This window comes from Streptomyces sp. NPDC002785, from assembly GCF_040295565.1.
Lineage (GTDB): Bacteria > Actinomycetota > Actinomycetes > Streptomycetales > Streptomycetaceae > Streptomyces.
In genome coordinates, this window is record NZ_JBEOVN010000089.1 from 1 (window position 1) to 11,403 (window position 11,403).

The following is an 11,403-nucleotide window of genomic DNA, read 5'->3' on the forward strand; positions in this document are numbered from 1 at the left end:
GCTTTTTTGCTGTTCGGACGGCCTCTGTGCTACTACCCGCTTTAGGATGTGACCCAGCTCCTATGGGTGGCATCACATCCACGGCGCCATATCGGGGGTCTCGACGCGGCTCCGGCGACGCGCGAACTGGGCAGACGGGCGGGACAGGCAGACGCTGAAGCGGGCCGTGCGCCGGAGCTTCCGACTGGCGCGAGCCTCCTCGCCCATGTTGATGGTGTGAGTACAGCGGGCCCCCTCGCCCTCGCACCCCTCCTGATCCGCGTTCATCCGCATGCCCAGGTCCAGCTCCCGCCCACCGCCGTCGGCCAGAGCGAGCCCATGGGGCCCGGCCGATGCGAGATCCACCCGAGGGCGTCATGGGACCGGCCCACCGCCGCGCCGAGGCAGTTCCGAACGACCTACGGGCGGCCGTTCCGGAGTCGCAAACTTCAGCAGGCACCCCGGACATATCGCCTGTCGATGACGAGAGCACCCCAGGGAATCACACCCGGAGAGAACCGGGGTGGTCACACTTCAAACGTGGAATTTCAGACGTTCTTTTTCCAGAACTTACGGATAGCAGCACCTCATAACTCGTTTGAACAGAAAAGAAGTTGACGGAGGCAGGCAGGGCAGTGAGTCGTTGACTCGCCGCTTTCGATCATGCAATCATTCGAATGCACATCCTGTATCCGCTTTTCGTACACCCTGCACCAGTATTCGAACACGCCAGGCGCGGTGGAGGTCGGCGGGCCTGTGCGTCAGGCCGGTCGCCATCGCCCTCTACGAGCCGTCACTGCCTCGAAGGGGGCCCATGCAGTTCAGGATTCTGGGGCCGCTCGAAGTCGTGGACGACGGCAGACACATAGATGTCAGCGGGCAGCGTCAGCGCACGGTTCTGGCGATGCTGCTCCTCGAATCGGGACGTGTCGTCTCCAATGACCGTCTGGTGGAAGCCATATGGGAGCGGAAGCCGTCGGCGACGAGCCGCACCCAGGTACAGATCGGCATCTGCGCGCTGCGACGCATGCTCCCCTCGGGGCCCCACCCCGGCCCGATCGTGACCCGCTCGCCCGGTTATCTCTTACGGATGGCTGAGGGGCAACTCGACCTCCACACCTTCGAGGAGCGGGTCGCCGCAGGTGGCAGAGCCGCTGCCGCCCATCAACCCCAGCAGGCGGTTAAGGAGTTACGGGCCGCATTGGGGCTGTGGCAGGGCCACGCCCTGACCGATATCAGCAGCAAGTCGGTACGAGCGAACGCCGTCCACCTCGACGAGCGCCGCCTCGCCGTACAGGAACAATGTCTTGAACTCGAACTGCGGCTCGGCAATCACCACCGCGCCGTGAGCGAACTCGGCGCTCTGGTCTCCGCCCACCCCCTCCGGGAACGTCTGCGGGTGCTCCTGATGACCGCGCTCCACCGCGCGGGACGGCCTCGTCGCGGGGCCCGGCCCAGACGGGCGAGGTCGGCATGTTCGTCGACACGCTCCCGCTGCGGTTCACCGTCCGGCCGGGGGCCACGGCCCGTGACGTGGTGCGGCTGGTGCGTCGTGTGGTGGCCGGTGCCCTCGCCCATCAGCAGGTGCCGTTCCAGACACTCGTCGAGGAGGTGCATTCCGGCAGCGATCGTTCACGGGCCCCGCTGGCTCAGACCGCCCTCACCTACATGGACACCACGCGGTGCGGGCTGCGGTGGGACGGTCACAGCGCCGAGCGTGAGCAGATCGGCACGGGCACCGCGAAGTACGAGGCGCTGTGGCTGGTCACGCGGACCGGTCGCGGAACGGTCTGCGAACTGGAGTACTCCACGGACCTGTTCACCGACGAGGCGGCGGCCACCCTGCACCGGCGCATGGTGGCGGCCATCGTCGACGCCTTCGCACAGCCGGACGCCCCCCTGCCGGAGTGTGGTACGGACGCGCTCGACGTGTTCCTACCGATCCACGAAAGGGTGCACCGCCGGGCCGTGGAGCGCCCCGGCGCGGTGGCGGTACGCCACGGGCGGGCGACGCTGACGTACGGGGAGCTGGACCGGCGGGCGAGCCTCGTGGCCGCCGGGCTCCGGACCGCCGGGATCGGCCGCGGCGCAGTGGTGGCGGTGCCCATGGAGCGCGGTATCGCGTCGGTCACCACATGCCTCGCCATTCTGTACGCGGGCGCCGCCTACCTGCCGGTGGACGTCGCTCAGCCGGCCGAGCGCACCCGGCACATCCTGCGGACCGCGGCGACGGCGGCCGTCGTCACCGACGACGCGGCTGCCGAACTGCTGGCGGATGTGGTGCCCGCCCATCTTCTGGAGAAGCTGCTCGTCACCGACGAGGCCCCGGTGGCCCCGGCGGCGGTGACCGGCGCCGATGTGGCCTACGTGATCTGCACCTCGGGATCGACGGGCCGTCCCAAGGCAGTGGTGGTGCCGCATCGTGCCGTCGTACGGCTGGTGCCGGACGCGGACTTCGTGACGTTCGGCCCCGCCGACCGAGTCGCGCATGTCTCCAATCCCGCCTTCGACGCGGCGACGCTGGAGATCTGGGGAGCGCTGGCCGGCGGCGGCACCCTCGTTGTCGCGGACCGGGACGTCCTGCTGTCACCGCGGCGGATGCGTTCCTTCCTCACCGCATCCCCGTCACCGCCAATGGAAAGGCGGACCGCGAGGCACTCCTGTCGGCGTCGGCCGAGGCGGGGGCCGGTGGCTGCGCGCCGGCGGGGTCCGCCGATGCGGCGCAGTACGGCGATCGGGTCGACGGCGCCGTCACCGCGCTCTGGCAGGAGACGCTGGGCAGCGGGAGCGCCCGGCCGGAGGACAACTTCCTGAACGCGGGCGGACATTCCATCAAGGCCATGCGGCTGCTGGCCCTCCTCGACGAGGAGCTGGGCGTCACGATCGATCTGGTCGAATTTTTCGAGAACCCCACCCTGCGCGGGCTCACCGCCCTCGTACGGCTTGAGCTGTCGGGAGGCGAGCTGTGAGCGCCGGCCCTTCCCTGCGCCGCTTTCTGCACTGGGCGCGTGTCCAGCCGGACACCGCGGCAATCGTCGACGAGAGCGGCGAACTGAGCTACGCGGCACTGGAGTCCGCCTCCCGTGCCCGCGCGGCGGCGCTGTCGGCGGACGGGGTGCGCCCCGGAACGCGGGTCGCCGTCGAGTGCGGATACGGCACCGACTACGTGGTCGCGCTGCTGGCGATCTGGCTGCTGGACGCGGTGGCGGTGCCGCTCGATCCGGCGGCGCCGGCCGAGCGCCGCCGGCACCAGGTCCGACAGGCGCACTGCACAGCGGCCGTTCCCTTTCCGCATGCCGACGGCATCGTCGACGCCGCCGTCCTGGACGTGGTCTCCGGGCGGGTGGCCGCGGCGGCGGGCCCGCCGGACAGGGGCGAGCCTGCCGCGTACATCCTGTTCACCTCGGGCTCGACCGGACTTCCCAAGGGCGTGGAGATCGAGCACACCGGGCTGCTCACCATGCTGGACTACTTCTCCAATGCCATGGGTCTGAGGCCGGGCGACCGGATGCTCGCGCACAGCAGCATCGTCTTCGACATGCCCGTGCCGGAGATGCTGGTGCCGCTGACGAGCGGCGGCACGATCGCGGTCGCTCCGTCGCGGTGTGCGCGCAATCCGGAATTCTTCGCGAAATGGCTGCTCGCCCAGCCACCAGGTGCCGCGTACGCCACACCCAGTCAGCTGCGGCTGCTGCTTCCCTTCCTGGCCGGTGAGCGGGCCTTCACCCACCTGGTCAGTGCCGGGGAGGCGCTGCCCGCCGCATTGGCCGAGGAGTTGGACGGGGTCGTCACCGTGCCGGGCCTGTCCGCGCCCCTGTTGGGGCACCTCGTGGACCGGGTGCATCGCAAACCGCTGCTGGTCAGGATGTACGGCGGCATGGCGGTCCTCGTGCTGTCGCTGCTGGCCGTCCGGGGCTCCGGCCAGTTGTGGATCATCTATGTTGTCGCCTTCGCCTACGGGGTGCTGGTTTCCACCCCCGCCCGGCAGACGCTGCTGAAGGACCTGCTGCCGTCGTCCGACGCCGTCCAGGCCAGGTCGCTCCTCATCGCCACCAGGGAGGGCGTGCGCATCGCCTCCCCGGTGGCGGGTGCCGGGGTGTACGTGGCCTTCGGCGGCGTCGCGCTGGCCGTGCTGGGGGCGCTCACACTGAGTGCGGCCGCGCTGCTGATCGGTTCGGTCAAGGTGGTCGAGTCGGAACCGGACCCCGTCGAGGAGTCCTTCGGTACCTCCCTCGCCGCCGGCCTGCGGTATCTGCGCGGCACACCACTGCTGTTCCGGTTGACACTGGCGATGGTCGTCTTCCTCGGCGGCATCGGCATGCTGGAGACCGCGGCCTTCGCGGCCGTCGATCACGGCTTGGGCCGCCCGGCTGCGTTCGTGGGGGTCATGGCATCGATCCAGGGCGCCGGTTCCGCGCTCGGCGGTCTGGTCTCCGGGACGGTGATACGGCGGCTGGGGGACGTCGGCACCAGTTGTGTGGGCTACGGGCTCGTTGCGGTGGGACTGCTGCTGTGTGTCTCACACGATGTGGCGCTCTTCCTCGTCGGGACGACGCTCATCGGCGCGGGTCTGCCGTTCGTGGCCGTGGTGCTGGGGGCGGCGGTGCACCTGTACGCGCCGGCCCGGATGCAGGGCCGTGTCAACGCCACCGTCAACACCGCGAAGGACGGGGCACAGACGCTGTCGCTCACAGCGGGCGCGGCGCTGATCGGGGTGCTGGACTACCGGGTCATGTACCTGGTGATGACAGTGACCACGGTGGCGTGCGCGATCAGTCTGCTGGTCCGCTCGATTCCCGCTCCGGAGGTGGTGCCGTCGGTGGCGGACGCCCAGGCCGACGCCGGGCCCGCACCGGATGCGGCCCCGGCGCGCGAACAGGACAGCGGCGCGCCCACGGGCGAGCCGCGGGTGAGGTGAGCCCCGGGCTCCCGGAATGCGCCGTTGGCAGAGTCGTGTTGAGCGTCCTCAGGCCCTTCAGGTCGACGTGGGCAGCAGACATCCGGCCGATGAGAGCGAGGCGGTGCGCGAGCCGCTGCCGGGCGGTCACGGTGCCCCCTTTGCCAGTCCCGCTCAGGGGTTTGGGCCAAGTGGCCGGCGCTGCCGCGCCGAGCGCGTTCGACCAGCGCGTCACCCCTGAGCAGCCGGCCGGCGCAGGCACCACGGGCTGTCCGCCATTCGCGGCACGGCCCTGGGGCTGGTCATGGCCCTGCCCCAGGGCCGGACGTTTTGGCCCTGCGCAAAGTCGCCGTACGCGACGTGCAACGGCCGCTACTTCACCGTGATCGCCTGCACCGGGCAGACGCGGGCGGCCTCCTTGACCATCGGGTCAGCCACGTCCTCCTCGTGGCCCGGCAGTAGTTCGCTGAAGCCGTCGTCGTCCTGGGTGAAGACCTTCGGCGCGGTCAGTGCGCACTGGCCGGCGCCGATGCACACATCCCTGTCGATACTGATCCGCATCACCACAGCTTCCTTTCCAGGAGGGGTCCGGTCACCACGCCACGGGCAGTTCGAGCATGCCCTGGATCGTGTCGCCGGGCTTGAACGGGATCTCGTCGACAGGTGCCGCCAGCCGCAGCCCCGGCAGCCGGTCGAAGAGGGTGCGCAGAGCGATCTCCAACTCCGCGCGCGCAAGGTTCTGACCGAGGCACTGATGGACTCCGAAGCCGAAGGCGACATGGTGGCGCGACTGCCGGCCGAGGTCCAGTTCGTCCGGCGACGGGTACGCGGCTTCGTCCCGGTTGATCACCGAAGTGGACAGTACGACGCCCTCACCTGCCCGGATGGTCACCCCACCCACCTCGATGTCCTCCGTCGCCACCCGTGAGATGCCGTCGGCAATGGACAAAAATCGCAGCAACTCCTCGACTGCGGCGGGCATCAGGTCCTCGGACGTGCGCAACCGGTGTAGCTGGTCCGGATACTGAAGGAGAGTGAACGTACCCAGCGAGATCATGTTCGCGGTCGTCTCGTGGCCCGCTACCAGCAGGATCTCGGCCAACTGGACCAGTTCGTCACGGCTGATGGTCCCGGGTTCGAGCTGCTGGGTGATGAGTTCGTCGAGCAGCCCCTCTCCCCGGTCGGACCGCTTGCGCTCGATCAGTGCCCGGAAGTACTCGTCGAGCGCCGCCCGCGCGGCCTCGATGTCCGCAGCCCCGGGACCGCGCAGCAGCGTTCGCGACTGGGCCTCGAAGAAGTCGTGGTCGGCGTACGGAACGCCGAGAAGCGCACAGATCACCATCGAGGGAACGGGCAGCGCGAAGGCGCTCACCAGATCGGTGGGCGGGCCCTGCTCGATCATGGCGTCCAGCAGCCGGTCCACGGTCTCCTGGATCCTCGGCCGCAATGCGACGGTCCGCTTCACGGAGAAGGTCGGGATCAGCATCCGGCGCTGCACGTTGTGCTCGGGGTCGTCGACGCCGATCAGTTCGATACGCCGTTTGGTGCTGAGGGCCACCCGCTCGGTGAACACCGGGAACGCGGGGTTCTCCCGGTCGGCCGACAGTCGCCGGTCGACCAGCAGCGCACGCGCCTCGGCATGCCCGGTCACCAGCCACACCTGGCGGCCGTCAAAGAGTCTGGCGGGAGACAGCGGCTGCTGCCCGTCGTTCTGTGGCCGGTATTCCGTCGGCGGGTGATACGGGCAGGTGCGGTCCTGCGGGAAGGAGACGGTCTCGGTGTCTGCCATGGCGGGCCTCGCAAAGAGGACGGAGGGAATGCTGCCGATCTCCCCCACTAGATGCCTCAGTCACCTAACCAGTCTATGCAATGTTCGGCCAACTCGCCGTGGAGGCGCCATCCGCTCCGTGCCCGGGTCATAGTTCGGGCCACCGACGGTCGTCGCCCCTGTGTGCGGTCTACGGGAAGCGTAACTCCGCTACCAGCGTCCCGCCCTGCGAGCCACCGGCGGCCACGGTCACGGCCGGAATCGTCCTGGCGCAAACCGCACCCATGCATGCCGCGGTCGAAGCCGCAGGCAGCGCGAAACCGGCAGCCCCGACGGCTGCTCCGGCCCGCGCCGCATCCCGTACCGTGCTCCTGCCGGCCGAGCCCGGTGGCGAAGACGTGCAGGTCAAAGTTGTGAGGAAGCGTCACGTGCAGCTGTTCCCGTCTCCGTCGCAGTCGCCCTGGCCCTGATCCGTGTCGTCGGGCCCGGCCGCGATCAGACCGGCGGTGTTCTGCGGTGCGAGCCAGTTGTAGTGTGCGGCGTTCCCTTCATCGAAGCCGCCCTGGCCGAACTTGCCTCCCGGCCGCGGATGGAAGCCGGGCCTGTCCGGAAAGCGGCCTCCTCGCCGCGCGGCTGGAGTCAGCCGGTCGAGGGGTTGAGGTGTTCTGCATTCGGAGCATGCATCACCGGATGCCCATCCCTGCAGAGCCGCTCCGAGGGAAGTCACGAGGCGGAAGAACGGGTGACAGAAAAATCTGAATAATGGTTCACTTCTTTCATGGCCTACCGCAAAACGCCCGCAGTGCAGAACCGGCTCGCCGCCTCGAAGGACCGCCTCATCCAGTGCGCCACGTCCGTCGTCGCCGACGTGGGGTGGGCGAACGCCTCCGTCACCGCGGTCGCCGCCGCGGCCGGAATGTCGGTCGGGTCCGTCTACCAGCACTTCCCCTCGAAAGGGGCCCTGGCCGTGGAAGTCTTCCGGCGCGCCTCGGCACGCGAGGTCGAGGTGCTCGGAGAAGTACTCCGGGACGGCAGCGGCGACGCGGCGGAACGACTCGCGTGCGGAGTCCGTGTCTTCGCCCGCCGCGCCCTGGAACACCCTGGACTGGCCTACGCCCTGCTCGCGGCCCCGGCCGAGCCCGCGCTGGGTGAGGCCCGTTCGGAATTCCGGCGCCGCTATCGCGCGGTGTTCACCGATGTGGTTCGCGAGGGCGTCGCCGCCGGTTTGTTCCCCCAACAGGATCCGCAGGTCACGGCCGCCGCGCTGACCGGCGCGATCGGAGAGGTGCTGGTGGACCCGTTGTCCGCTCCTACCGGCGACGCGGCCGATCATCTGGTCGCCGAGCTGATGGCGATGTCGCTGCGCTGCGCAGGCGCCCCCTCGGCCACCACCGACTGATGGCGCCCTCCCTGACTGGCAGTGAGCCCGCACTCGGGCGACCCGGGTCCCGGTCGGCTACGCGCGCTGCTGCTCCGTCCCGGCGCCGGGCACGTGCGCGATCGCGCACTGTCGGGCGGAACGCTGAACGTGTGCGGTGACTGGTACGACGGGGTAGACGTGCCCGACGACGGCTTCGCCCTCGCGGTCGGCGACGTCGTAGGCCGCGGCCTGGGGGCCGCCACCGTCATGAGCATGCTCCGCAGCGCATCGGTCGAGCAGACAGCGCTGCTCGGGCAGGCTGGTGGTCCGTCGGGCGGCGTGCAGACAGGCGTCGCGTGCGGCGACACGCCTTTGGGCATAGTTCTGAGCGTCCAGGCGGACTGGCGCGGGCCGGTCACGTCACGCAGCGTGCTCTCGCCACAGGACAGGGGCCCGCTCTCGGCTTCTGCCGTAAATCCCTGGCAGGCCCGACGTCGCTCATGAAGCCGTGCCTCGCGGGGCCGTCGGCCGACGGGTGGCCCATCAGCGACGGACGCACGACCCGCTGCGTTCACTGTTCCGCCGGGAAAACCCGGCCCCAGGCGCCGTACAGGTCGCCCGGTCCAGGCGTCGAAGACATGCCGACAGCCCGCTCGGCTCGCTCAGCTACCGTGTGCTACCAGCGTTCTTCCGGCTCCTGCCCTGCGACACAACGTCTCTCGGCGCAAGCCGTGTTGACGCCTGCCAATGTCCATGTTCACGCCTACTGCAATGCCTTCTCATGTCCGCACCGTGTGTGCGGACCGCGCGACGACCAATGGAGTGCACGTTGAGGACGACGTTCCGTTCTCGTATCACCGCCCGGCTCGGGCGCACCTACCTGTCCAGGATCCAGAAGTACGGGATCGGCTCTTCCACGATCAGGGTGCTGCCCGAAGACCTGCTGATGCTGCTGCGCAGGGATGGCCTGGACCCGGTGGACAGGCTGGCCGGGCTCCGGGCGAAGGCGCCGGTGTCCAAGGTCTCGCTGCCGTTCGGTATGGACGCCTGGGTGGTCACCGGCTACGAGGAGTCGAAAGCCGTCCTGGGATCGGCCGACGGGTTCAGCACCGACTTCGCCCACCTCGCCACGAACGCCGGCGTCGCAGCGGAGCAGAGCCCCGGCGGGCTCGGGTTCAGCGATCCTCCCGTGCATACGCGGCTGCGCCGGATCCTGACGCCGGAATTCACGATGCGTCGGCTGCGTCGCCTCACCCCCAGGATCGATGCCATCGTCGAGGAGCGCCTCGACGCGATGGAAGCCCGTCAGGGCCCGGTGGACCTGGTGCAGGAGTTCGCGCTGCCGATACCCTCCCTCACGATCTGTGAGCTGCTCGGTGTTCCCTACGAGGACCGCCAGGACTTCCAGCAGCTGGCCATGGACCGCTTCGACCTCTTCGGTGGGACGACCGCACCCTTCGGTGCCATGTCGGAGTCGCTGGCGTACTTCAGGAATGTGGTCAAGATGCAGCGCGAGGAGCCCGGCGACGGCCTGCTCGGCACGATCGTGAAGGAGCACGGCGACAGCGTCGACGACGAGGAACTCGCGGGCCTCGCCGACGGCATACTCACCGGCGGCTTCGAGACGACCGCCAGCACGATCGCCCTCGGTTCTCTCGTGTTGCTTCAAAACCAGCACGTCTTCGAGCGGATACGGACGGACGACGCAATGGCCGCGCGGTTCATCGAGGAGGTGCTGCGCTACCTCTCCGCAGTGCAGATCGCCTTCCCGCGGTTCGCCCGCGAGGACATAGAGATAGCGGGAGTGGTCATTCCCCGGGGCGACATGGTGCTCTGCTCACTGAGCAGCGCCAACCGCGACACGGCGTACATCATGGACGACGGACGCTTCGACCCGCACCGCAACACCTCAGGGCATCTCGCCTTCGGTTACGGGATCCACCGCTGCATCGGTGCCGAACTGGCGCGCATGGAACTGCGCTCCGCCTACCCGGCCCTGGCGCGGCGTTTTCCCCGGATGCACCTCGCCGTGCCGCCCCAGGACCTGGCCTTCCGTAAGCTGTCGATCGTCTACGGCATGGAATCGCTGCCGGTGCACCTGCGCTGAGGGGGCGGCACGCCCCCAGGGCACCGGCACATGTCACCAGAGCCGGCCCCCAAGTCACCTCGACCACGGTGTCGCGGCGTCGGGCGTCCGGCCTCGGTGACCTCGACCGGCAGCCCGGCCCGGATTGCGTTGTCCATCCCACTGCCCCACACAGCGACAGCGGGCCGTACGCGGGCCGGCCCCCGGTCGGCGCTGCGGAGTCGTCCGACTACCAGGTGACTGTGATCCGCTGAGGACTGCGAGATGTGCTGCCGCGTCGCCACTCCACGCTGTCGGCGGGTCGCGCCAGCCGGAGGCCGGGGAAGCGGGCGGCGAGCCGGTGCAGGGACAGTTGGAGCTCGAGCCGGGCCAGCCAGGCGCCCAGGCAGTAGTGCGGGCCGGCGCCGAACGACAGAGTGGGGGCCTCCAAGGGTGCGAACAGGTCGGCGAACTGCCGGGGCGGGAACACATCGGGGTCACGGTTGGCCATGCCGCAGTCGGCGAGAACCACCGAGCCCGCCGGGATGGCCACGCCGCCGACCTCCGCATCGGCGGCGGCGTGGCGCGCGGTCCCACGGTCGTCGCCGAGCGGAACCAGGTGCAGCAGCCGCTCGGCCATCGCCCCGGCGGCTTGTTCGTCCGCGCCGAGACGGGCCCAGCTTTCCGGCCGCTCGCCGAGCAGGTAGAGCAGGGAGTTGCCGAGCATCGTCATCGTGCTGTCGTGTCCGCCCACCACCAGCCCGCATACGAGGTCGACCAGTTGCCCCTCCGGGATACCGCCCTCGTCATCGGCCGCCCGGACGAGCACGCTGGTCAGATCGTCGCCCGGCGCGCTGCGACGCTCGGCCAGCAGCGCGCTTCCGAATGCGGCGAACTCGGCCAGCGCCGACTCCATCTCCTCCTTGGGGTGGGAGCCGTCGGAGAAGGCGTACTGGCTCCAGTGGCGCAGCCGTTCCCGTGCCGGGGCGTCGAGACCCATCAGTCTGCTGATCACCTCTACCGGGAGCGGAAGGGTGAAGCGAGCCACCAGATCCACCGGCGGTGTGCTGTCGGCGAGTTCGTCCAGGCGCTGCTCCACGATCGACGCGATCCAGGGCCGCCAACGGGCGACGGCCCTCGGCGTGAACGCACGGCGCAGGGTGCGACGCAGGCGCAGATGGTCCTCGCCGTCCTGGTTGAACATCAGGTCGAGGCTGCCCACCAGACCGGATTCGCCCGACAGGTTTGGGGCGTCCGGTGCGTGGAGCTGTGCACGTCCGAATCGGGTGTCGGTCAGGACCATGCGTACGTCGGCGTACCGGCTCACCAGCCAG

General features: G+C 69.5%; 8 protein-coding genes and 2 pseudogenes. 7 read left to right on the plus strand and 3 right to left on the minus strand.

The features are described 5' to 3' along the window. Positions 1 to 793: 793 nt before the first annotated feature. The 4 genes and pseudogenes from ABTZ94_RS21035 to ABTZ94_RS21050 all read left to right on the plus strand — a co-directional run. Positions 794 to 1,357 (plus strand): annotated as a pseudogene (locus ABTZ94_RS21035) (AfsR/SARP family transcriptional regulator); the annotation flags it as partial. A gap of 95 nt (positions 1,358 to 1,452) precedes the next feature. Beyond that, positions 1,453 to 2,793, plus strand: coding sequence for an AMP-binding protein (locus tag ABTZ94_RS21040; RefSeq protein ID WP_351202577.1), 1,341 nt, complete (start codon positions 1,453 to 1,455; stop codon positions 2,791 to 2,793). Next, complete coding sequence (locus ABTZ94_RS21045) at positions 2,790 to 2,948, plus strand: phosphopantetheine-binding protein (RefSeq protein WP_502967278.1); 159 nt, start codon at positions 2,790 to 2,792, stop codon at positions 2,946 to 2,948. Before ABTZ94_RS21040 ends, ABTZ94_RS21045 begins: the two co-directional genes overlap by 4 nt. Continuing rightward, entirely contained in the window at positions 2,945 to 4,897 is a 1,953-nt protein-coding gene (locus tag ABTZ94_RS21050; protein WP_351202578.1) for an MFS transporter, read from the plus strand. The genes ABTZ94_RS21045 and ABTZ94_RS21050 overlap by 4 nt, the downstream gene beginning before the upstream one ends. 351 nt (positions 4,898 to 5,248) lie before the next feature. Here ABTZ94_RS21050 and ABTZ94_RS21055 read toward each other — a convergent pair whose 3' ends face one another. Next, positions 5,249 to 5,437 carry a ferredoxin gene (locus ABTZ94_RS21055; RefSeq protein ID WP_351202579.1) on the minus strand — a complete coding sequence of 63 codons (189 nt, stop codon included), beginning with the start codon at positions 5,435 to 5,437 and terminating at the stop codon, positions 5,249 to 5,251. Positions 5,438 to 5,468: 31 nt separating this feature from the next. Next, positions 5,469 to 6,665 carry a cytochrome P450 gene (locus ABTZ94_RS21060; protein ID WP_351202580.1) on the minus strand — a complete coding sequence of 399 codons (1,197 nt, stop codon included), beginning with the start codon at positions 6,663 to 6,665 and terminating at the stop codon, positions 5,469 to 5,471. Between the two features lie 757 nt (positions 6,666 to 7,422). On the opposite strand from ABTZ94_RS21060, the gene ABTZ94_RS21065 reads away from it, so the two are divergent. The 3 genes and pseudogenes from ABTZ94_RS21065 (at position 7,423) to ABTZ94_RS21075 (ending at position 10,111) form a co-directional block, all read left to right on the plus strand. After that, entirely contained in the window at positions 7,423 to 8,043 is a 621-nt protein-coding gene (locus ABTZ94_RS21065) for a TetR/AcrR family transcriptional regulator (RefSeq protein ID WP_351202581.1), read from the plus strand. A gap of 117 nt (positions 8,044 to 8,160) precedes the next feature. Next, a pseudogene (locus ABTZ94_RS21070) lies at positions 8,161 to 8,292 on the plus strand (SpoIIE family protein phosphatase); the annotation flags it as partial. A 529-nt stretch (positions 8,293 to 8,821) separates the two neighbouring features. Beyond that, positions 8,822 to 10,111, plus strand: a complete 1,290-nt coding sequence (locus ABTZ94_RS21075; RefSeq protein WP_351202587.1) for a cytochrome P450 — start codon at positions 8,822 to 8,824, stop codon at positions 10,109 to 10,111. A 208-nt stretch (positions 10,112 to 10,319) separates the two neighbouring features. Here ABTZ94_RS21075 and ABTZ94_RS21080 read toward each other — a convergent pair whose 3' ends face one another. Next, positions 10,320 to 11,396: a cytochrome P450 gene (locus ABTZ94_RS21080; protein WP_351202582.1), complete on the minus strand. Its 1,077-nt coding sequence runs from the start codon at positions 11,394 to 11,396 to the stop codon at positions 10,320 to 10,322. Between the last annotated feature and the right edge of the window lie 7 nt (positions 11,397 to 11,403).